This window comes from Bacillus sp. 41-22 (assembly GCF_025809295.1).
GTDB classification, from domain to species: domain Bacteria; phylum Bacillota; class Bacilli; order Bacillales; family Bacillaceae_G; genus Bacillus_A; species Bacillus_A mycoides.
In genome coordinates this window covers 309,882-331,885 of sequence record NZ_CP084035.1, presented here as the reverse complement: position 1 = coordinate 331,885, position 22,004 = coordinate 309,882, and the positions used below count along the sequence as shown (strand labels likewise).

General features: G+C 40.7%; 16 protein-coding genes, 3 rRNA genes, 1 pseudogene and 1 riboswitch. Of the genes and pseudogenes, 4 read left to right on the top strand and 16 right to left on the bottom strand.

Annotated features, from left to right (window positions below; all coding sequences use genetic code 11):
- Nucleotides 1-6 precede the first annotated feature (6 nt).
- On the bottom strand, nucleotides 7-696 hold the full coding sequence (locus LCF45_RS01805) for a heptaprenylglyceryl phosphate synthase (RefSeq protein WP_002124878.1): 690 nt from the start codon (nucleotides 694-696) through the stop codon (nucleotides 7-9).
- A 752-nt stretch (nucleotides 697-1,448) separates the two neighbouring features.
- Here LCF45_RS01805 and LCF45_RS01800 point away from each other — a divergent pair.
- The 3 genes from LCF45_RS01800 to LCF45_RS01790 all read left to right on the top strand — a co-directional run bounded on the left by LCF45_RS01800 (nucleotide 1,449) and on the right by LCF45_RS01790 (nucleotide 3,078).
- Entirely contained in the window at nucleotides 1,449-1,832 is a 384-nt protein-coding gene (locus LCF45_RS01800) for a YgaP family membrane protein (RefSeq protein ID WP_002124877.1), read from the top strand.
- A gap of 220 nt (nucleotides 1,833-2,052) precedes the next feature.
- On the top strand, nucleotides 2,053-2,898 hold the full coding sequence (locus LCF45_RS01795; protein ID WP_002063557.1) for an SPFH domain-containing protein: 846 nt from the start codon (nucleotides 2,053-2,055) through the stop codon (nucleotides 2,896-2,898).
- A 15-nt stretch (nucleotides 2,899-2,913) separates the two neighbouring features.
- On the top strand, nucleotides 2,914-3,078 hold the full coding sequence (locus LCF45_RS01790) for a type II toxin-antitoxin system antitoxin (protein WP_002063556.1): 165 nt from the start codon (nucleotides 2,914-2,916) through the stop codon (nucleotides 3,076-3,078).
- A gap of 35 nt (nucleotides 3,079-3,113) precedes the next feature.
- Here LCF45_RS01790 and purD read toward each other — a convergent pair whose 3' ends face one another.
- The 12 genes from purD to purE form a co-directional block, all read right to left on the bottom strand.
- The gene (gene purD / locus LCF45_RS01785) at nucleotides 3,114-4,385 is read right to left on the bottom strand and encodes a phosphoribosylamine--glycine ligase (RefSeq protein ID WP_002124874.1); all 1,272 of its coding nucleotides are present in this window, start codon (nucleotides 4,383-4,385) and stop codon (nucleotides 3,114-3,116) included.
- 221 nt (nucleotides 4,386-4,606) lie between these two features.
- On the bottom strand, nucleotides 4,607-6,142 hold the full coding sequence (gene purH, locus LCF45_RS01780) for a bifunctional phosphoribosylaminoimidazolecarboxamide formyltransferase/IMP cyclohydrolase (RefSeq protein ID WP_002124873.1): 1,536 nt from the start codon (nucleotides 6,140-6,142) through the stop codon (nucleotides 4,607-4,609).
- 24 nt (nucleotides 6,143-6,166) lie between these two features.
- On the bottom strand, nucleotides 6,167-6,754 hold the full coding sequence (gene purN, locus LCF45_RS01775; protein WP_002124872.1) for a phosphoribosylglycinamide formyltransferase: 588 nt from the start codon (nucleotides 6,752-6,754) through the stop codon (nucleotides 6,167-6,169).
- Nucleotides 6,751-7,791, bottom strand: a complete 1,041-nt coding sequence (purM, locus tag LCF45_RS01770; protein WP_002010019.1) for a phosphoribosylformylglycinamidine cyclo-ligase — start codon at nucleotides 7,789-7,791, stop codon at nucleotides 6,751-6,753. The genes purN and purM overlap by 4 nt, the downstream gene beginning before the upstream one ends.
- A 100-nt stretch (nucleotides 7,792-7,891) precedes the next feature.
- Nucleotides 7,892-9,307, bottom strand: a complete 1,416-nt coding sequence (gene purF, locus LCF45_RS01765) for an amidophosphoribosyltransferase (protein ID WP_002124870.1) — start codon at nucleotides 9,305-9,307, stop codon at nucleotides 7,892-7,894.
- On the bottom strand, nucleotides 9,292-11,511 hold the full coding sequence (gene purL, locus LCF45_RS01760) for a phosphoribosylformylglycinamidine synthase II (protein ID WP_002124868.1): 2,220 nt from the start codon (nucleotides 11,509-11,511) through the stop codon (nucleotides 9,292-9,294). Before purL ends, purF begins: the two co-directional genes overlap by 16 nt.
- A complete protein-coding gene (purQ, locus tag LCF45_RS01755; RefSeq protein ID WP_000666771.1) occupies nucleotides 11,495-12,178 on the bottom strand; it encodes a phosphoribosylformylglycinamidine synthase subunit PurQ in 684 nt (227 codons plus the stop codon). The genes purL and purQ overlap by 17 nt, the downstream gene beginning before the upstream one ends.
- Nucleotides 12,175-12,429: a phosphoribosylformylglycinamidine synthase subunit PurS gene (gene purS, locus LCF45_RS01750; protein ID WP_000278823.1), complete on the bottom strand. Its 255-nt coding sequence runs from the start codon at nucleotides 12,427-12,429 to the stop codon at nucleotides 12,175-12,177. Before purS ends, purQ begins: the two co-directional genes overlap by 4 nt.
- The gene (purC, locus tag LCF45_RS01745) at nucleotides 12,422-13,141 is read right to left on the bottom strand and encodes a phosphoribosylaminoimidazolesuccinocarboxamide synthase (protein WP_002010014.1); all 720 of its coding nucleotides are present in this window, start codon (nucleotides 13,139-13,141) and stop codon (nucleotides 12,422-12,424) included. Before purC ends, purS begins: the two co-directional genes overlap by 8 nt.
- Nucleotides 13,142-13,229: 88 nt before the next feature.
- Nucleotides 13,230-14,537 carry an adenylosuccinate lyase gene (purB, locus tag LCF45_RS01740; protein WP_002124866.1) on the bottom strand — a complete coding sequence of 436 codons (1,308 nt, stop codon included), beginning with the start codon at nucleotides 14,535-14,537 and terminating at the stop codon, nucleotides 13,230-13,232.
- The gene (gene purK, locus LCF45_RS01735) at nucleotides 14,534-15,685 is read right to left on the bottom strand and encodes a 5-(carboxyamino)imidazole ribonucleotide synthase (RefSeq protein WP_002124865.1); all 1,152 of its coding nucleotides are present in this window, start codon (nucleotides 15,683-15,685) and stop codon (nucleotides 14,534-14,536) included. The genes purB and purK overlap by 4 nt, the downstream gene beginning before the upstream one ends.
- A complete protein-coding gene (purE, locus tag LCF45_RS01730) occupies nucleotides 15,682-16,167 on the bottom strand; it encodes a 5-(carboxyamino)imidazole ribonucleotide mutase (RefSeq protein ID WP_002010008.1) in 486 nt (161 codons plus the stop codon). The genes purK and purE overlap by 4 nt, the downstream gene beginning before the upstream one ends.
- A 110-nt stretch (nucleotides 16,168-16,277) precedes the next feature.
- Nucleotides 16,278-16,379: riboswitch (purine riboswitch) on the bottom strand.
- 282 nt (nucleotides 16,380-16,661) lie between these two features.
- Here purE and LCF45_RS01725 point away from each other — a divergent pair.
- Nucleotides 16,662-16,930, top strand: a pseudogene (locus LCF45_RS01725) (hypothetical protein).
- A gap of 43 nt (nucleotides 16,931-16,973) precedes the next feature.
- On the opposite strand, the gene rrf reads toward LCF45_RS01725, so the two are convergent.
- From rrf to LCF45_RS01710, 3 genes are all read right to left on the bottom strand, one after another.
- A 5S ribosomal RNA gene (gene rrf / locus LCF45_RS01720) occupies nucleotides 16,974-17,089 on the bottom strand.
- A 49-nt stretch (nucleotides 17,090-17,138) separates the two neighbouring features.
- A 23S ribosomal RNA gene (locus LCF45_RS01715) occupies nucleotides 17,139-20,060 on the bottom strand.
- A gap of 146 nt (nucleotides 20,061-20,206) precedes the next feature.
- A 16S ribosomal RNA gene (locus tag LCF45_RS01710) occupies nucleotides 20,207-21,758 on the bottom strand.
- The 16S, 23S and 5S rRNA genes sit together here, the layout of an rRNA operon.
- Between the last annotated feature and the right edge of the window lie 246 nt (nucleotides 21,759-22,004).

Below are 22,004 nucleotides of genomic sequence, written 5' to 3'. Positions count from 1 at the left end.
CTGCACCTACTCTCCTTTTACTGCTTTAACTGTTTTTAATGCCGATTTTATATCATCATAAATAATATTTCCAACAACTACTGTATCAGCATACTGCGCCATTTCTTTCGCTTGTTCTGCATTAGAAATACCACCGCCATAATATAGCTTAGCTTGTTTCAATTCTGCTTTTACATTTTTAACAAGCTCAATGTCTCCATACGTCCCGCTATATTCTAAATAGAATATCGGTAAATGTAATAGCTTGTCTGCTAAACGCGCATATGCAATAACATCATCTTCTGTTAAATCACATTTTGCATCTGTAAGCTGGGCTACTTTCGCTTCTGGGTTTAAAACACAATACCCTTCCATGTAAATTTCGTCCCAGTCCATAATATCCCCAAATTCTTTCAATGCCTCATGATGAACACCTGTTACCCATTCTACTTTTCGGCTATTTAAAACACTTGGGATGTAATAAAAATCAAATCCTGGTGTAATTGCCTCCACATCAGAAACCTCTAACACACAAGGCACTGCATATCTACGAATGCTAACTAGCATGTGTAATACGTTATCAATTGTCACTCCATCACTTCCGCCTACAATAACAGCATCCGTTCCAGATTCACAAATCATTTCTAAATGTTCGTCACTTAACTCCTTATTTGGATCAAGCTTAAATACATGTTTCCATTTGGAAATATCGTACATGAAAACACCCTTTCTTTTCTCTAGTTATATAATTTCTGTTCAAAATAACAGTTAATTTTTATCAAGATTTTTTACATTCCTTGCTATATCTTTACCAGACTTTTTGAACTTCCTTACTATATTTGTTCAAAAAGGAGGATATAGAGAGCCGAGCAGGTCGAGGCGCATTCGCCAGGAGGAACGGAATGTAGTTTTCCCTACATGAGTACCGGACTGGCGTATGTAACGATGAAATGCGACAGCTATCTTTACCGGACTTTTTGAACTTCCCTACTATATTTGTTCAAAAAGGAGGATATAGAGAGCCGAGCAGGTCGAGGCGCATTCGCCAGGAGGAACGGTATGTGTTTTCCCTACATGAGTACCGGACTGGCGTATGTAACGATGAAATGCGACAGCTATCTTTACCGGACTTTTTGAACTTCCCTACTATATTTGTTCAAAAAGGAGGATATAGAGAGCCGAGCAGGTCGAGGCGCATTCGCCAGGAGGAACGGAATGTAGTTTTCCCTACATGAGTACCGGACTGGCGTATGCAACGATGCAATGCGACAGCTATCTTTACCGGACTTTTTGAACTTCCTTTTACGCATTCTTTCATTATAACAAAAAAAGCTACCTACACACACGCCCAATCCAACATCTTTTTCAACGTCAAATGTTGGATTACATATCAAAAAACTTATACGGAATACTAACAAATGAAATAGTATTTTCTATTTCGAAGTTAATTAAAAAGGAGTGTTTTTCTAATGAAGCAAAACATCGGCACAATTAGTGCTCTAATTCGAATTACACTCGGACTCATCCTCTTCGGTTGTAGTACAGCTAAACTCGTACGTAAACCTTGGTGCACTTGGTCTAAAGTTTTGCTATGGATTGGTGCCATGAAAATTGCGGAGGGAATCGTTCGTTTCTGCCCTATTGTTGAAGCCTGTAAGTTTGGAAAATATATGAATATGAGCGCATTTAAAATGCCTAGCATGAATTTCACTGAAAAAGGACATAATAAAGAAGAAGTTAATTCAGCTTCCAGTCATGACAAGCCAAAGTCAAAGTCAGATGGAAGTTATGACACTTCTGACAAAGAGATTGAGTCAGCGATTGAAGAATTAATCCTGGCAAAACCGCTTTGAATCATTTGTCACGATGCAAGATGCTCTCAAAGGGACTTAGCTGCTGCAGTGGGCAGCTAAGTCTTCTTTATTTTACCACGAAACAGAACGTACATTCTTGTTTTCACCCTTAAAACGTACATAAAAGATATCAAACAATAAAATTCAGAAAATTAGGTGTAACCCTCTTGCATGTAATGATATAAAAGTGATATCATTTTTATATCAAGGAGGCGATCATATGAAAGAAAAACAAGTATTTTATGTTAATGGATTTCTCGGCGTTATTGGAATTTTAGTTTTAGCCGCTATCGGTGTATTTTGCCTTGTACAAGAAATGTTTGTAATAGCTATTTTAGCTCTCATATTAGCATCTGTTTTAGCTACAGGTATCGGTATCGTTCAACCGAATCAAGCGAAAGTTATTACGTTTTTCGGTAGTTATTTAGGAACAATTCGTCAAAATGGTTTATTTTTAACAATTCCATTCGCGTTTCGTCAAACTGTATCTTTACGTGTTGAAAACTTTAACAGTAAGAAATTAAAAGTAAACGATGTTGAGGGCAATCCAATTGAAATTGCAGCCGTTATCGTATATAAAGTTGTTGATTCCGCAAAAGCAATGTTTGGTGTTGAGCATTACGATCGATTCGTAGAAATTCAAAGCGAAACAGCAATCCGCCACGTTGCTACAAAATATCCTTATGATAATTTCCAAGATGAAACTTGTATCACGTTACGAGGAAATACTGAAGAAATCTCTGAAGAATTAAAGCGTGAGTTAGAAGCACGCCTTGAAATCGCTGGCGTAGAAGTATTAGAAACTCGTTTAACGCATTTAGCTTACGCAACAGAAATTGCCCATGCAATGCTCCAACGTCAACAAGCAAAAGCAGTATTAGCTGCTAGAAAAGAGATTGTTGAAGGTGCTGTGAAGATGGCGAAAGATTCAATCCATATGTTAGATGAAGAAGGCGTACTGGAACTCGATGACGAGCGTAAAGCAAATATGGTGAACAATTTATTAGTTGCCATCGTTTCAGATAAAGGTGCGCAACCAGTTATTAATACAGGAAGCCTATACTAAAGGTTGTAAGTGATTATGGCCAAAAAGAAAAGCTTTCCATTACGTATTGATCCTGAATTACACGCAGTCATCGAAAAATGGGCGAATGATGAGTTTCGTAGCGTCAATGCACACATCGAGTATTTACTTCGAGAAATGGCAAAGCAAAAAGGAAAATTAAAAAAAAATAAAGATGCATAAAAATCCCGCTGAGAAATCAGCGGGATTTTTATATATTAGCTTTTCGTCATCTCATGCCCAATTGCACGATATCCTATATCACTTCGGTAAAATAAACCATCACTCTCAATTTTACCGATTTCTTTATAGACCTTATCTTTCGCTTCTTGTAAACTATTCGCCTTACAAGCAACAAATAATACACGGCCACCGTTTGTTACAAAGTCACCATGTTTCATCGCTGTACCCGCATGGAAAACTATTACATCTTGCAGTGCATCTAATCCGTTAATAATTTCACCTTTTTTATATGCTTCTGGATATCCTTTCGAAGCAAGTACGACACCAATAACTGCTTCCTTTGACCATTGTAACGTTAATTCACTTTCATCTAATACAGCGTTACATACATCAACTAAATCATTTTCTAAGCGTGGTAATACAACTTCCGTTTCAGGATCGCCAAAGCGTGCATTGAACTCAATTACCTTTGGACCATCATTCGTTAAAATAAGCCCCGCATATAAAATTCCTGTAAACGAACGATTTTCTTGGATCATCGCTTTAGCAGTTGGATGTAATACTGTTTGAATCGCTTCTTGAACCGCTGATTCCGGAATTTGTGGTACTGGGGAATATGCACCCATTCCGCCTGTATTAGGACCTTTATCACCATCAAAAGCTCGTTTATGATCTTGAGCAATTACCATTGGATACACAGTTGTTCCATTTACAAATGCCATTAATGAAAATTCTTGTCCATCTAAAAACTCTTCAATAACGACCTTCTTGCTTGCTGCGCCGAATTTCACATCTTGTAGCATTTCTTTCACAGCTTGTAATGCCTCTTCAAGCGTCATTGCTACCGTTACACCTTTACCAGCAGCTAACCCATCTGCCTTAATTACGATCGGTGCACCAACTTTCTGAATGTACTTTACTGCCTCTTCATAGTCTGTAAAAGTTTCATATGCCGCAGTTGGAATATCATACTTTTTCATCAATTCTTTCGTAAAAGCTTTACTACCTTCAATAACAGCAGCCGCTTTATTAGGTCCAAATACACGAAGTCCCTCTTCCTTAAAGCGATCAACGATTCCATTCATAAGTGGAATTTCTGGTCCAACGAAAGTTAAGCCTACATTGTTTTCTTTTGCGAATAAGACTAATGCATCAAAATCATTCTCATCAATATCAACTGGTGTTGCAACGTCTCGCATACCTTCATTACCTGGCGCTACATATATTTTTTCTACCTTTTCAGATTGTGCAAACTTCCAAGCTAAAGCATGCTCACGTCCACCACGGCCAATTACTAAAACATTCATATTTCATCCCCCAATAATTAAATAAGTACAAACTAGAAGCTATGCTCCTAGTTTGTTTTCATATCAATAAAAGTTTAAAAAGGAGGATCAAGAGAACCGAGCAGGTCAAGGCGCATTTGCCAGGAGGACACGGAGTGTAGCTTTCATACATGAGTACCGCACTGGCTATGCAACGACGACATGCGACAGTTATCTTGACCGGACTTTTTTAACATCCTCTATTAGTGTTTGAAATGACGTACGCCAGTGAACACCATAGTAATCCCATACGCATCTGCCATTTTAATAGAATCTTCATCACGAATCGATCCGCCTGGTTGGATGATTGCTGTAATTCCAGCTTTTGCTGCTTCTTCTACTGTATCTGGCATTGGGAAGAAAGCATCAGATGCAAGTGCGCTACCTTGTGCTTTTTCGCCAGCTTGTGTGATTGCGATTTTTGCAGAACCTACACGGTTCATCTGTCCCGCGCCTACACCAACTGTCATGTTATCATTCGCTAAAACAATTGCATTTGATTTCACATGTTTTACAACTTTCCAAGCTAGTTTTAAATCTTTCCATTCTTGCTCTGATGGTTCACGTTTCGTTGGAATTGAAATTGCGTCCTCATCTAATGATAACGTATCTTCTTCTTGAACAAGAAGACCACCTTGTACAGAAGTTAGTTTTTTGCTTGCACTTGTCGCTTTTTCAATATTTACAGTTAGTAAGCGTAAGTTCTTCTTACTTTGCAACACTTCTAAAGCTTCTTGCGAGAACGAAGGAGCGATAACAATTTCTAAGAAAATTTCGTGTAACTTTTCTGCTGTAGCTTTATCAATTTCACGATTTGCTGCAATAATACCGCCGAAGATTGATACTGGATCCGCTTCATAAGCACGAGTATATGCTTCATGAATATCAGTTCCTACTCCAACACCACATGGATTCATATGTTTTACCGCTACTACTGCTGGTTCTGTAAATTCTTTCACGATGCTAAGTGCTGCATCCGCATCGTTGATATTGTTATAAGATAATTCTTTACCATGTAATTGTTCTGCGTATGCAACAGAAGACGTTGCTGCGAATGGCGCTTTATAGAACGTTGCTTTTTGATGTGGATTTTCGCCATAGCGTAAATCTTGTTTTTTCTCAAATGTCACTGTTAATGTTTCTGGGCTTTCTTCGCCCATTTGCTCTGTTAAGTAGTTAGAAATTAACGCATCATATGCCGCTGTATGACGGAATACTTTCGCTGCTAATTTACGTTTCGTTCCCTCTGTTACTTCACCGTTCTCTTTCAGTTCTGCTAATACAACATCATAATCTACTGGATCTACAACTACCGATACAAATTTATGATTTTTCGCAGCAGAGCGAATCATTGTTGGGCCACCGATATCAATATTTTCAATTGCATCAGCAAATGTTACATCAGGCTTAGCGATTGTTTCTTTAAATGGGTATAAGTTAACAACAACAAAGTCAATTGGTTGAATACCTAATTCATTCATTTGCGCTACATGCATTTCATTATCACGAACTGCTAATAGACCACCATGAATATTTGGATGTAATGTTTTTACACGACCATCCATAATTTCTGGGAAACCAGTTACTTCAGAAATACCAATTACTTGCAAGCCGTTTTCTTCTAATAATTTTTTCGTACCACCTGTTGAAATAACTTCAATCCCTTGTTCAAGTAAACCTTTAACAAATTCTACTACTCCTGTTTTATCTGAAACACTTACTAATGCACGCTTTTTCATTTATCCTTCACCCCTGGTTGTATGTTAGTTAACAGTTGGTTTTTTCACAGACTGAACAATTTGATTCACTGTATTTACGTATAATTTATGTTCAACTTGTTGAATTTTCTTTTGTAAGCTTTCTCTCGTATCCCCTTCAGAAACAACTACTGCTTCTTGCGCAATAATTGGACCTGTATCCATACCTGCATCTACATAGTGAATCGTTACTCCGGTTACTTTCACACCCGCTTCTAACGCTTGACCAACAGCATCTTTCCCTGGAAAACTCGGTAGTAGTGATGGATGAATATTAATAATTTTCCCGCCGTACGCTTCTAGTAAAGTCGTTCCAATTAAACGCATATATCCAGCTAAAATAACATAATCAATTTCATACTCTTCTAGTTTTTTTAATATCTCTTTTTCAAATGCTTCTTTTGACTCATATGCTTTCGCTGAAAAGGAAAAACACGGAATATGGTGATAGTGTGCCCGTCCAATAGCGCGTGCCTCTGGTTTATCACATACTAATAAACTAATATCTGCATCCAATATTTTGTCTTCTACCGCATTAATGAGAGATTGAAAGTTAGAGCCGCTCCCAGAAGCAAAAACTGCTAATCTACTCATACTTCAGTTCCCTCAATAAAGGTAACACCAGACCCTTGTACAGTGTGTCCAATAATATGAGCTTTCTCGCCTTGTTCCTCAAGAAGACGAACAATATCTTTTGCCTCTTCTTCCTTTACTGCTACTACCATACCAATACCCATGTTAAAAATATTGAACATTTCTTTCTCTTCTAGTTTTCCGACTTCTTGAAGTAAACTGAAGATCGGTTGAACTTGCCAAGATCCTAATTCAATTTCCGCACCGATTCCTTCTGGCAACATACGTGGAATATTTTCAATGAACCCGCCACCTGTAATATGCGCCATACCGTATACTTCATGTTTCTTCAATAGTTCTAAAATAGGTTTGACATAAATTTTCGTTGGTTTTAATAATTCTTCACCAAGAGGTAGTTCTAGGCGGCCGTAAATACGGTCTAAAGATAGTTCTCCATCTTCTAGTAATACTTTTCGTACTAAAGAATAACCGTTACTATGAATACCGCTAGATGCTAAGCCAATTAATACGTGACCAGCTTCAATTTTTTCACCTGTTACAATTTTCTTTTTATCAACAATTCCAACTGTAAAACCAGCTAAATCGTATTCTTCCGTAGAATACATTCCTGGCATTTCAGCTGTTTCTCCACCAATTAATGCACAACCAGCTTGGCGACAGCCCTCTGATATACCTTTGACGATGTTTTCAATTTTACTAGGTTCAGCTTTACCACAAGCAATATAATCAAGGAAGAAAAGCGGCTCTGCTCCTTGGACAACAATATCATTTACACACATTGCTACTGCATCAATACCAATTGTGTCATGTTTATCTGCCATAAAAGCGAGCATCAATTTCGTTCCCACGCCATCTGTTCCAGATACTAATACAGGTTCTTCTAATGCAAATTTTGATAGATCAAACATACCTCCAAAACCGCCTAAACCGCCTAGCACTTCTTTTCTCATAGTTGTTTGTACGTGTTTTTTCATGCGAGATACCGCTTCATATCCAGCTTCAATATCTACTCCTGCTTGCTTATATGCATTCGCCATCGTTTTTTACACCTCGTCTTTTAATTTCTCCCCATCCAGGGCGGCCGTTTTAAGAAAGAAGCTAGCTTCTACATCAAAAGAAGTAGAAGCTTTTTTCTTCTTATTTCATACTTTCTAAAAGCTCTTGCTCATAATCATAAAGAGCTGTTGGATAGTCTCCATTGAAGTAAGCCATACATAGACCACCGTATTTTCCTTCATATGGGCGTCCAATTGCATCTACTAATCCATCTTCACTTAAAAATGTTAGTGAATCTGCTCCGATGATTTGACGGATTTCTTCTATTGAATTATTTGCTGCGATTAATTCTTTTCTCGTTTGAATATCAATGCCATAGAAGCATGGATACTTAAGAGGTGGTGAAGCAATTCTTACATGGACTTCTGTCGCTCCAGCCTCGCGAAGCATACGAACAATTCGTTTACTTGTCGTTCCTCTTACGATAGAATCGTCAATCATAACAACTCGTTTTCCTTCAACTACGCCTCTTACTGCTGAAAGCTTCATCTTAACCCCTTGCTCACGCAGTTCTTGAGAAGGTTGAATAAACGTACGTCCAACGTAACGATTTTTAATTAACCCTAACTCATACGGAATTCCTGTCGCCTCCGCATAACCAATTGCTGCTGAAATACTAGAGTCTGGTACACCAGTAACAACATCAGCTTCAATAGGAGCTTCCGCCGCTAAACGTTTCCCCATGTTTTTACGTGCTGCATGAACATTAATACCAGCTATATTAGAATCTGGACGTGCAAAGTAAATGTATTCCATACTGCAAATCGCATGGTCTACTTCATTTGTAAAACGATCTACGTGAATTCCTTCATCATTGATAATAAGCAATTCACCAGGTTCTACATCACGAATGTATGTTGCACCAACTACATCGAAAGCACATGTTTCCGATGCTACAACGTAAGCATCCCCCATCTTTCCAATTGAAAGAGGACGGAATCCATTTGGATCTAGCGCAACGATCATTTCATTTCCAGTTAGTAAAAGATATGCAAACGCACCTTTCACTTTATTTAGAGCCTCTTTTACACTATCAATTAAAGAATCTTTTGTACTACGCTTAATGAGGTGTAAAAGTACTTCTGTATCTGAACTTGTTTGAAAAATACTTCCCTCTGCCTCTAATTCACGACGAAGCATTTTTGCATTAATTAAATTTCCGTTATGAGCTAACGCCATGCTATGATCGGAAAAACGGAATAATAATGGTTGAACGTTAGCAACTTCACTTCCACCAGCTGTTGCATATCGTACGTGTCCAATTGCTGATTTCCCGTTTAATCCCTCTAGCTCACCTCTTGAAAACACTTCTGATATTAAACCTAACCCTTTGTGACCGATGATTTTTTCCCCATTATTTACAACAATGCCTGCGCCCTCTTGCCCACGGTGCTGCAAACTGTGCAATCCGTAGTACGAAACTTGTGCTGCATTTTCATGCCCCCAAATTCCAAAAACGCCACATTCTTCATTTAACCCCTTTATTTCAGCAAGCATGGGATTGCCCCTTTCCAAGCCTTTCTCATTTCATCTACATTTGCTGTAAGTAATACTTCATTTTCTTCATTATGAATTGTTACTTCATTTGTATTTGTCACTTCTCCAACTTGAATTGCTTCAACCACTTTCTCAAATGCTTCTTTATTTTCACGTTTTACGGTTATAACGAAGCGCGATTGTGATTCTGCAAATAATACTGCTGTTGCTTCTCCGTCTAATTTCACAGTAGCACCTAAACCGTTAGCACCAATTGCACTTTCAGTAATTGCAACTGCTAAACCACCTTCTGCAACATCATGTGCAGATTGAACAAGGCCAGCTTGAATTGCTGCTAGTACTTGCTTTTGGCGTTTTAATTCTACATCTAGATCGATGCTTGGTGATTGACCGAAAATTTTTCCGTAGATCATTTTCTGTAATTCACTTCCACCAAACTCAGCTTTCGTCTCTCCAATTACATAAACTAAATCGCCAGCTTGTTTAAATTCTTGTGTTGTTACGTGTTTTAAATCGTGTACAAGTCCAACCATCCCAACAGTTGGTGTTGGATATACAGCTTCACCACTACGCTCGTTATACATTGATACATTCCCGCCGATAACTGGTGTTTGTAACTTGCGGCAAGCTTCACTCATACCGTCTACTGATTTCTCAATTTGCCAGAAGATCTCTGGTTTTTCTGGGTTACCGAAGTTTAAGCAATCTGTAATTGCAAGTGGCTCCCCGCCAGAACATACGATATTACGTGCTGCCTCTGCTACTGCAATTTTACCGCCCACTTCTGGATCTAAATAAATGTAGCGAGAGTTACAATCTGTCGTCATTGCTAATCCTTTTTCTGTGCCGCGTACGCGTATAACCGCTGCATCTGAACCTGGTGTAACGATTGTGCTAGTGCGCACTTGATAATCATATTGATCATATACCCACTCTTTACTTGCAATCGTTGGTTGTTGTAATAAAGATAATAACGTTTCTTTATAATCTTCTACTTTTGGTGTTTCCATTTTCATCTGCTGGAACTCAGCAAAGTATGCTGCTTCTTTTGACGGTTTATGATAAATTGGTGCTTCTTCTGCAAGAGCATCCGCCGGTACTTCAGCTACCATTTCGTCTTTATGGAATAGGCGAAGCATTTTATCTTCAGTTACTTTCCCCATCGTAACTGCTGCAAGACCATACTTTTCAAATAAATCTACTATTTCTTGCTCTCTACCTTTTTTCACAACGATTAACATACGCTCTTGTGATTCAGATAACATCATTTCATATGGAGTCATTCCAGTTTCACGCTGCGGTACATCATCTAAGTACATTTCAATACCCATACCTGCTTTACTTGCCATTTCTGCAGAAGATGATGTTAAACCAGCAGCTCCCATATCTTGAATTCCAACAAGTGCATCAGACTGAATAAGTTCTAAACATGCTTCAATAAGAAGTTTCTCCATAAATGGATCCCCTACTTGAACTGCCGGACGCTTCGCTTCTGAGCTTTCAGATAACTCTTCAGATGCGAATGTTGCACCGTGAATACCATCACGACCAGTTGATGCTCCTACGTACATTACTGTATTACCAGCACCATGTGCTTGCCCTTTTTTTATATCTTCATGATTAATTAGGCCTACACACATTGCATTTACAAGTGGATTTCCTTCATAACATGGATCAAACTGTACTTCTCCACCAACAGTAGGAATACCGATGCAGTTACCGTATCCTGCGATTCCTGCTACCACTTCTTCGAATAAATATTTCACACGTGGTGATTGTAATTCACCGAAACGAAGTGAGTTTAATAGAGCTACCGGACGTGCGCCCATAGAGAATACATCGCGAATAATACCACCGACACCTGTTGCTGCCCCTTGATATGGCTCAATTGCAGAAGGATGGTTATGACTTTCCATTTTAAATACCACCGCTTGATTATCACCGATATCTACAATTCCAGCGCCTTCTCCAGGTCCTTGTAAGACACGCTCACCTGTCGTTGGAAACTTACGAAGAACTGGCTTTGAATTTTTATAACTACAATGTTCAGACCACATAACAGAGAATAGTCCCGTTTCTGTATAATTCGGCAAACGGCCTAAAATCTTTTCAACCATGGCAAACTCTTCGTCTGTTAGCCCCATTTCCGCATATATACGCTCTTCTTTAATTTGTGTTGGATTTGGCTCAAGCATTAACGACATATGTTTCCCTCCACTGTTTTAAGATAGATTGAAAGACTTTTAAACCTTCAGCACCGCCAAGTAATTCATCTACAGCACGCTCTGGGTGTGGCATCATACCAAGAACATTTCCTTTTTCATTTACAATACCCGCAATATCTGAAACGCTTCCATTCGGATTTTCTACGTAACGGAATGCGATTTGATTATTCTCTTCTAATTGTTTAAGAGTCGCTTCATCACAATAGTAATTTCCTTCGCCATGTGCAATTGGAATATTAATTACTTCATCTTTTTCATATTGTGATGTAAACATCGTTTCATTATTTTCAACACGTAACTGAACCGTACGGCACATAAATTTCAAGTTTTCGTTTCTCATTAATGCTCCTGGTAGTAATCCTGATTCAACAAGAATCTGGAATCCATTACATACACCTAAAATTGGCTTTCCTTGCTCAGCAGCTTTTTGCACTGCTTTCATTGCGTTAGCAAAGCGAGAAATAGCACCACAACGTAAATAGTCACCGTAAGAGAATCCACCTGGTAGTAAAATTGCATCATATTCATCTAAATTCTCTCTATCGTGCCAAACGTAATCTACTTCTTCACCAAGCTCATCTTTAATTGCATGGAACATATCGACATCACAGTTCGAACCTGGGAATACTATGACTGCAAATTTCACTGTGCGACAACCTCCTCAACTTCATAACGGAAGTCTTCCATTACAACGTTTGCTAATAATTTTTCACACATTTCTTTTACCTTGCTATCCAGATCAGATACTGATTTATCAATTGTTAATTCCATATATTTTCCGATTCGAACGTCTTGTACTTCTGTAAATGAAAGACTATGAAGTGCTCCCTTTACCGCAGTTCCTTGTGGATCTAATACACTTTCTCTTAACGTTACATATACCTTAACTTTATACATGTGAAGCTCCCCCTAAACGTTTTAAAATTTCTTCATATGCTTCTGTTAAATTCCCAAGATCACGACGGAATACATCTTTATCAAATTTTTCATTGCTCGTTTCATCCCATAAACGGCAAGTATCTGGTGAAATTTCATCTGCTAATATGATTTCCCCTTCTTCTGTTACGCCAAACTCTAATTTAAAATCTACTAATCTTACACGACAGCTTGCGAAATGCTCAATCAACACTTGATTGATTTGTAGAGCTGCATCTCGTAATACGCTTACTTGCTCTGGTGTTGCAACATTTAACAAACGAATATGATCTTCCGTTACAAGTGGATCTCCTAAATCATCATCTTTGTAGTAAAATTCTACGATTGGTGTTGTAAGAGCAGTTCCTTCTTCCATTCCTAGTCTTTTTGAAAGACTGCCTGCAATTACGTTTCTTGTGACAACTTCTAATGGAATAATACTCACCTTTTTGACAAGTTGTTCTGTATCAGATAACTTCTCCACAAAGTGTGTTTTAATTCCAACTTCTTGTAACTTTCTGAACAATAAAGTTGTAATCTCATTGTTCAAACGACCTTTTCCTGTAATTGTCGCTTTTTTCTCCCCATTGAAAGCAGTCGCACTATCTTTGTACTCTACCCAAACCATATCTGCTGCTTCTGTACGATAAATTCTTTTTGCCTTACCTTCATACAGCAATTCTAGCTTTTGCATTTCGCAAGCCCCCTGTAGTTTGAAAAATGTGAATAATATTTTTATAAAGAATGGCACAGAATGACTCTATTCTGTGCCATATGAAATTTTACGCTTCGTTTAATCCAAGGCGTTCAAAGATTGTATCAACGTGTTGCATATGATGTTCATAATTGAAACATTCGTTAATTTCTTCTTGCGTTAACTTACTTGTAATACGCTCGTCAGATTCTACAAGCTCTTTAAATTGTACTTGTGTTTCCCAAGCTTCCATTGCTTTAGGCTGTACGATATCATAAGCTTCTTCACGTACCAGACCTTTGTCAATTAGTGTAAGCATTACGCGTTGAGAGTAAATTAAGCCGTATGTTCTTGTCATATTGCGTTTCATATTCTCTGGGAATACAGTTAAGTTTTTAACGATATTACCAAAGCGATTTAACATGTAATTTAACGCGATTGTAGCATCTGGTAAAATTACGCGTTCTGCAGAAGAGTGAGAGATATCACGCTCATGCCATAACGGAACATTCTCGTAAGCTGTCATCATATAACCGCGGATAACACGAGCTAAACCAGTCATATTTTCAGATCCAATTGGATTACGTTTATGCGGCATTGCAGAAGAACCTTTTTGACCTTTTGCGAAAGCCTCTTCAACTTCACGTGTTTCACTCTTTTGTAAACCACGAATCTCAACTGCCATCTTTTCAACAGATGTTGCGATTAGTGCAAGTGTTGACATGTAATGTGCATGACGATCACGTTGCAATGTTTGTGTTGAAATTGGTGCTGCTTCTAATCCTAAGTTTTCACAAACATACTTTTCTACGAATGGATCAATATTTGCATATGTACCAACCGCACCAGATAACTTACCAACGCGAACTGTATCAGCAGCTTGTTTGAAACGCTCTACGTTACGTTTCATTTCTTCATACCAAAGACCAAGTTTTAAACCAAATGTTGTTGGCTCTGCATGTACACCGTGTGTTCTTCCCATCATAATCGTGTATTTATGCTCTTTCGCTTTATTAGCTAAAATGCTAACAAAGTTTTCTAAGTCTTTTAACAAGATTTCATTTGCTTGTTTTAAGATATAAGATAACGCTGTATCTACTACGTCTGTAGATGTTAAACCGTAATGAACCCATTTACGTTCCTCGCCTAATGTTGGTGTTTCTGATACAGCACGAGTGAAAGCAACTACGTCATGACGTGTTTCTTTTTCAATTTCATAAATACGATCAATATCAAATGTTGCATGTTCACGAATTTTTTTCACATCTTCTTTTGGAATATCGCCAAGCTCAGCCCATGCTTCACACGCTAAAATCTCAACTTCTAACCACGCTTTAAATTTGTTCTCTTCCGTCCAAATCGCACCCATTTCAGGGCGTGTATAACGATTAATCATCTTTTTCCCTCCAACAGTTGTTCTTGATGGTCCCAAATATGCAAACTCTTCGCTTTTTCTAGAGCGACTTCAATATTATCATTTAAAATATTAACATGCCCCATTTTTCGCTGCGCTTTTGCTTCTTCTTTTCCATACAAGTGTAAATAGCACCCGGTTAGTCTATTCACTTGTCCTAGGACCCCTTCTATATGTTCGCCTAAAATGTTTACCATGACAACTGGTTTTAACAAATTTGTTTCTCCAAGAGGTAAATTACAGATTGCTCGAATATGTTGACCAAATTGACTCGTTTCACATGCATCCTGTGTATAGTGTCCTGAATTGTGAGGTCTTGGTGCTAATTCATTAATGTAAATCTCACCGTCAGCTGTAGCAAACATCTCTACCGCTAGTGTTCCCACAAGTTCTAGTTCATCCGCAAGTACCTTTGCGTAAGCAATTGCTTTTTGAGAAAGTTCTTCTGTAATGCGGGCTGGAACGATAGATTCATGCAAAATATTATTTACATGAATATTTTCCGCTACCGGAAATACTTTAGTTTCACCACTTACACTACGAATTACAATAACTGATACTTCTTTTTCAAAAGGCACCCATTTTTCTAGAATGCACTCTGCTTTATTAGTAAGTTCTTTTGCTCTCACAACATCAGCTTCACTCTTTAAAACCACTTGCCCTTTACCATCGTATCCACCTGTCGTTGTTTTTAAGACAGAAGGGAAAGATAACTCTTTAATTGCTTCTGTAAGTTGATCTTGATTTTGAACCAATCTATACGCTGCTACTGGTAACCCAGCTTTTTCAATTGCATTCTTTTCTGTAAAACGATTTTGCGTTTTATTTAACAACTGACTACCTTGTGGTAAGTAAGCATGTTTTTCAAGCCATTGTAAACATCTATAATCAATATTCTCAAATTCATATGTGACAACGTCGCTTATCTCTGCTAAATGCTGAATTGCTTTTAGATCGTCATATGGTGCAACGACTTCAACATCAGCAACTTGTGCACATGGTGAATGCTTTGTAGGATCTAAAACAGCAATTTTATAACCCATTTCCTTAGCTGCCAACGCCATCATTCTTCCAAGCTGGCCGCCTCCAATAATGCCGATTGTTTTTCCAGGTAAAATGATTCTCGTCATACTAGCTCACTACCTTCACGCACAGTTTTCTCAATAGCTTCTCGTCTCAACTCTAATGCATCATGTATATCATCATGAAATGATCCAAGTATTTGTGCAGCAAGTAATCCAGCATTCGTTGAACCAGCCTTACCAATTGCAACAGTTGCAACTGGAACCCCTCCTGGCATTTGGACAATGGATAATAACGAATCTAGGCCGTTTAACGCCTTTGATTGAACTGGAACACCAATTACAGGAAGATTTGTCTTCGCTGCAACCATTCCTGGTAAATGCGCTGCTCCACCGGCTCCAGCAATAATAACTTTTAATCCACGTTCACGAGCTGTTTCTGCATATTCAAACATATAATCCGGAGTCCGATGAGCGGATACAACTTTTTTCTCATACGGTATATTTAATTCATCTAAAATGTCACAAGCATATTTCATTGTTTCCCAGTCTGACGTGCTTCCCATTATGACTCCAACTAGTGATTTCATATTAGAATCCCCCCGATTCAAATAAAAAAAGCCTGAAATAGAACAGTTTCTCTTTTACTATGAGAGAAAGTGCTCTACTCAGGCATACGTATCCCTTGTGAATAGAAAAATACCGAGTGACTTTCCCTCATAGTCTAACGAATAACGGTCGTTAGGTAGAGACTTGCAGGCCATATCCCCGCGATTATATGAGGTCTTATATATTATTGTTTCTATGGCTATATTAACAATATTTCATAAACAATGTCAATAAATAATCGAATGTTTTTTTATTAGTCATCGATAACGTTCGTGTTTTAGTTATATTCAAAAGAAGAATTGCAACTATATGCAAGAAGGAAAGGGAATTAGAATATATATTTCTAGAGATCTATTTTATGTATAACTATTTATATAATACTTCAGTATGTTTTAATCAATATATATACTCTCTTGTGTTCTATACATCGATAGAACCTATATTATAACGATTTAATTTCAAAGGAGGAATAACCGTGAAAAAAATTACTGTGCTATTATCCTATTTATTTTTCTCTATCACAGTAATTGCTGTAATTATTGAATGCTTATTTATATCACCCCATTTTTTCTACTCTCATTATTATGATAGAAATAATCTTTCCTATTCTTAGGGATTATTTTAGGAGCATTCGAAAAATCCGGAGCACAAAAAATCATTACCATTATTTTAAACTGCCTCTATTTCATTCTTTTTTCTTCTTTAGGGTTATTAAATTTATGGATTTTAACCTTCGGTAAATAAAAATAAACACAAAAAAACCTAAGTCGAAACGACTTAGGTTTTTGCTTGGCGACGTCCTACTCTCACAGGGACAAGGTCCCAACTACCATCGGCGCTAGAGAGCTTAACTTCCGTGTTCGGTATGGGAACGGGTGTGACCTCTCTGCCATCATCACCAAACTATGAAGGTATATTCCTTCAAAACTAGATAACATTTGCTTCATATTATATGGTTAAGTCCTCGATCTATTAGTATTCGTCAGCTCCACATGTCACCATGCTTCCACCTCGAACCTATCAACCTGATCATCTTTCAGGGATCTTACTAGCTTACGCTATGGGAAATCTCATCTTGAGGGGGGCTTCATGCTTAGATGCTTTCAGCACTTATCCCTTCCGCACATAGCTACCCAGCTATGCCCTTGGCAGAACAACTGGTACACCAGCGGTGCGTCCATCCCGGTCCTCTCGTACTAAGGACAGCTCCTCTCAAATTTCCTGCGCCCACGACGGATAGGGACCGAACTGTCTCACGACGTTCTGAACCCAGCTCGCGTACCGCTTTAATGGGCGAACAGCCCAACCCTTGGGACCGACTACAGCCCCAGGATGCGATGAGCCGACATCGAGGTGCCAAACCTCCCCGTCGATGTGGACTCTTGGGGGAGATAAGCCTGTTATCCCCGGGGTAGCTTTTATCCGTTGAGCGATGGCCCTTCCATGCGGAACCACCGGATCACTAAGCCCGACTTTCGTCCCTGCTCGACTTGTAGGTCTCGCAGTCAAGCTCCCTTATGCCTTTGCACTCTACGAATGATTTCCAACCATTCTGAGGGAACCTTTGGGCGCCTCCGTTACACTTTAGGAGGCGACCGCCCCAGTCAAACTGCCCACCTGACACTGTCTCCCGGGTCGATGAGACCCGTAGGTTAGAATTTCAATACAGTCAGGGCGGTATCCCACCAGCGCCTCCACCGAAGCTAGCGCTCCGGTTTCAATGGCTCCCGCCTATCCTGTACAAACTGTACCAAAATTCAATATCAGGCTACAGTAAAGCTCCACGGGGTCTTTCCGTCCTGTCGCGGGTAACCTGCATCTTCACAGGTACTATAATTTCACCGAGTCTCTGGTTGAGACAGTGCCCAAATCGTTACACCTTTCGTGCGGGTCGGAACTTACCCGACAAGGAATTTCGCTACCTTAGGACCGTTATAGTTACGGCCGCCGTTTACTGGGGCTTCAGTTCAGAGCTTCGCTTACGCTAACCCCTCTCCTTAACCTTCCAGCACCGGGCAGGTGTCAGCCCCTATACTTCGCCTTACGGCTTCGCAGAGACCTGTGTTTTTGCTAAACAGTCGCTTGGGCCTATTCACTGCGGCTTTCCGTTAAGAAAGCACCCCTTCTCCCGAAGTTACGGGGTCATTTTGCCGAGTTCCTTAACCAGAGTTCTCTCGCACACCTTAGGATTCTCTCCTCGCCTACCTGTGTCGGTTTGCGGTACAGGCACCTTTTATCTCGCTAGAAGCTTTTCTTGGCAGCGGGGAATCAAAGACTTCGCTCCATAAGGAGCTTCCCCATCACAGCTCAGCCTTCACGATAAGCGGATTTGCCTACTTATCAGCCTAACTGCTTGGACGTGCACAACCAATCGCACGCTTCTTCTATCCTTCTGCGTCCCTCCATTGCTCAAACGATAAAGAGGTGGTACAGGAATATCAACCTGTTGTCCATCGCCTACGCCTGTCGGCCTCGGCTTAGGTCCTGACTAACCCTGAGCGGACGAGCCTTCCTCAGGAAACCTTAGGCATTCGGTGGACGGGATTCTCACCCGTCTTTCGCTACTCATACCGGCATTCTCACTTCTAAGCGCTCCACCAGTCCTTCCGGTCTGACTTCACTGCACTTAGAACGCTCCCCTACCACTGATACCATTGGTATCAATTCGCAGCTTCGGTGGTGTATTTAGCCCCGGTACATTTTCGGCGCAGAGTCACTCGACTAGTGAGCTATTACGCACTCTTTAAATGGTGGCTGCTTCTGAGCCAACATCCTAGTTGTCTAAGCAACTCCACATCCTTTTCCACTTAATACACACTTTGGGACCTTAGCTGGCGATCTGGGCTGTTTCCCTCTTGACTACGGATCTTATCACTCGCAGTCTGACTCCTAAGGATAAGTCATTGGCATTCGGAGTTTGACTGAATTCGGTAATCCGATGAGGACCCCTAGTTCAATCAGTGCTCTACCTCCAAGACTCTTACACTTAAGGCTAGCCCTAAAGCTATTTCGGGGAGAACCAGCTATCTCCAGGTTCGATTGGAATTTCTCCGCTACCCACACCTCATCCCCGCACTTTTCAACGTGCGTGGGTTCGGGCCTCCATTCAGTGTTACCTGAACTTCACCCTGGACATGGGTAGATCACCTGGTTTCGGGTCTACGACCACGTACTAAACGCCCTATTCAGACTCGCTTTCGCTGCGGCTCCGCCTCTTCAGCTTAACCTCGCACGGGATCGTAACTCGCCGGTTCATTCTACAAAAGGCACGCCATCACCCATTAACGGGCTCTGACTATTTGTAGGCACACGGTTTCAGGATCTCTTTCACTCCCCTTCCGGGGTGCTTTTCACCTTTCCCTCACGGTACTGGTTCACTATCGATCACTAGGGAGTATTTAGCCTTGGGAGATGGTCCTCCCAGATTCCGACGGAATTTCACGTGTTCCGCCGTACTCAGGATACATTCAAGAGAGAACGAAGTTTCGACTACGGGGTTGTTACCCTCTGTGACGGACCTTTCCAGGTCGCTTCGTCTACCTCGTTCCTTTGTAACTCCGTATAGAATGTCCTACAACCCCAAGAGGCAAGCCTCTTGGTTTGGGCTAGATTCCGTTTCGCTCGCCGCTACTCAGGAAATCGCATTTGCTTTCTCTTCCTCCAGGTACTTAGATGTTTCAGTTCCCTGGGTCTGTCTTCCATACCCTATGTATTCAGGTAAGGATACCATACCATTACGTATAGTGGGTTTCCCCATTCGGAAATCTTCGGATCAAAGCTTACTTACAGCTCCCCGAAGCATATCGGCGTTAGTCCCGTCCTTCATCGACTCCTAGTGTCAAGGCATCCACCGTGCGCCCTTTCTAACTTAACCAAACTAAAATTAAAAAAATATGAGCTACACTGTTATCTAGTTTTCAAAGAACATACATTTAAAATTGAGAGATAGTTCTCTCAAAACTGAACGAAACAAAACAAGTCAACGTTTATTGATGAACTGCGTTCATCAATTCTCCATAGAAAGGAGGTGATCCAGCCGCACCTTCCGATACGGCTACCTTGTTACGACTTCACCCCAATCATCTGTCCCACCTTAGGCGGCTGGCTCCATAAAGGTTACCCCACCGACTTCGGGTGTTACAAACTCTCGTGGTGTGACGGGCGGTGTGTACAAGGCCCGGGAACGTATTCACCGCGGCATGCTGATCCGCGATTACTAGCGATTCCAGCTTCATGTAGGCGAGTTGCAGCCTACAATCCGAACTGAGAACGGTTTTATGAGATTAGCTCCACCTCGCGGTCTTGCAGCTCTTTGTACCGTCCATTGTAGCACGTGTGTAGCCCAGGTCATAAGGGGCATGATGATTTGACGTCATCCCCACCTTCCTCCGGTTTGTCACCGGCAGTCACCTTAGAGTGCCCAACTTAATGATGGCAACTAAGATCAAGGGTTGCGCTCGTTGCGGGACTTAACCCAACATCTCACGACACGAGCTGACGACAACCATGCACCACCTGTCACTCTGCTCCCGAAGGAGAAGCTCTATCTCTAGAGTTTTCAGAGGATGTCAAGACCTGGTAAGGTTCTTCGCGTTGCTTCGAATTAAACCACATGCTCCACCGCTTGTGCGGGCCCCCGTCAATTCCTTTGAGTTTCAGCCTTGCGGCCGTACTCCCCAGGCGGAGTGCTTAATGCGTTAACTTCAGCACTAAAGGGCGGAAACCCTCTAACACTTAGCACTCATCGTTTACGGCGTGGACTACCAGGGTATCTAATCCTGTTTGCTCCCCACGCTTTCGCGCCTCAGTGTCAGTTACAGACCAGAAAGTCGCCTTCGCCACTGGTGTTCCTCCATATCTCTACGCATTTCACCGCTACACATGGAATTCCACTTTCCTCTTCTGCACTCAAGTCTCCCAGTTTCCAATGACCCTCCACGGTTGAGCCGTGGGCTTTCACATCAGACTTAAGAAACCACCTGCGCGCGCTTTACGCCCAATAATTCCGGATAACGCTTGCCACCTACGTATTACCGCGGCTGCTGGCACGTAGTTAGCCGTGGCTTTCTGGTTAGGTACCGTCAAGGTGCCAGCTTATTCAACTAGCACTTGTTCTTCCCTAACAACAGAGTTTTACGACCCGAAAGCCTTCATCACTCACGCGGCGTTGCTCCGTCAGACTTTCGTCCATTGCGGAAGATTCCCTACTGCTGCCTCCCGTAGGAGTCTGGGCCGTGTCTCAGTCCCAGTGTGGCCGATCACCCTCTCAGGTCGGCTACGCATCGTCGCCTTGGTGAGCCGTTACCTCACCAACTAGCTAATGCGACGCGGGTCCATCCATAAGTGACAGCCGAAGCCGCCTTTCAATTTCGAACTATGCAGTTCAAAATATTATCCGGTATTAGCCCCGGTTTCCCGGAGTTATCCCAGTCTTATGGGTAGGTTACCCACGTGTTACTCACCCGTCCGCCGCTAATTTCATAAGAGCAAGCTCTTAATCCATTCGCTCGACTTGCATGTATTAGGCACGCCGCCAGCGTTCATCCTGAGCCAGGATCAAACTCTCCAATAAAGTTAGTTTGTCTAGCATCTAAAAATAAAAATTGACGTTCACGTTGTTTGTTTCGTTCAGTTTTCAAAGAACTTGTTTGCCGCTCATTTGCGACTCCCTTATGTTAACATTTCCATATTTCAATGTCAACCAAGTTTTTTTATTTCTTTTGTCGCTTTCTGCGTTGTTGCTATCGGCGACTTTTTCTATATTACACCCCTATATAATAATAGTCAACATTTCTTTTTCATTTTCTACAAAAAAAAT

What these genes read in the sequence shown, in the direction of transcription:
- LCF45_RS01805 (WP_002124878.1), bottom strand. Translation starts at nt 696, where the DNA reads ATGTACGATATTTCCAAATGGAAACATGTATTTAAGCTTGATCCAAAT.
- LCF45_RS01800 (WP_002124877.1), top strand. Translation starts at nt 1,449, where the DNA reads ATGAAGCAAAACATCGGCACAATTAGTGCTCTAATTCGAATTACACTC.
- LCF45_RS01795 (WP_002063557.1), top strand. Translation starts at nt 2,053, where the DNA reads ATGAAAGAAAAACAAGTATTTTATGTTAATGGATTTCTCGGCGTTATT.
- LCF45_RS01790 (WP_002063556.1), top strand. Translation starts at nt 2,914, where the DNA reads ATGGCCAAAAAGAAAAGCTTTCCATTACGTATTGATCCTGAATTACAC.
- purD (WP_002124874.1), bottom strand. Translation starts at nt 4,385, where the DNA reads ATGAATGTTTTAGTAATTGGCCGTGGTGGACGTGAGCATGCTTTAGCT.
- purH (WP_002124873.1), bottom strand. Translation starts at nt 6,142, where the DNA reads ATGAAAAAGCGTGCATTAGTAAGTGTTTCAGATAAAACAGGAGTAGTA.
- purN (WP_002124872.1), bottom strand. Translation starts at nt 6,754, where the DNA reads ATGAGTAGATTAGCAGTTTTTGCTTCTGGGAGCGGCTCTAACTTTCAA.
- purM (WP_002010019.1), bottom strand. Translation starts at nt 7,791, where the DNA reads ATGGCGAATGCATATAAGCAAGCAGGAGTAGATATTGAAGCTGGATAT.
- purF (WP_002124870.1), bottom strand. Translation starts at nt 9,307, where the DNA reads ATGCTTGCTGAAATAAAGGGGTTAAATGAAGAATGTGGCGTTTTTGGA.
- purL (WP_002124868.1), bottom strand. Translation starts at nt 11,511, where the DNA reads ATGTCGTTAATGCTTGAGCCAAATCCAACACAAATTAAAGAAGAGCGT.
- purS (WP_000278823.1), bottom strand. Translation starts at nt 12,429, where the DNA reads ATGTATAAAGTTAAGGTATATGTAACGTTAAGAGAAAGTGTATTAGAT.
- purC (WP_002010014.1), bottom strand. Translation starts at nt 13,141, where the DNA reads ATGCAAAAGCTAGAATTGCTGTATGAAGGTAAGGCAAAAAGAATTTAT.
- purB (WP_002124866.1), bottom strand. Translation starts at nt 14,537, where the DNA reads ATGATTAATCGTTATACACGCCCTGAAATGGGTGCGATTTGGACGGAA.
- purK (WP_002124865.1), bottom strand. Translation starts at nt 15,685, where the DNA reads ATGACGAGAATCATTTTACCTGGAAAAACAATCGGCATTATTGGAGGC.
- purE (WP_002010008.1), bottom strand. Translation starts at nt 16,167, where the DNA reads ATGAAATCACTAGTTGGAGTCATAATGGGAAGCACGTCAGACTGGGAA.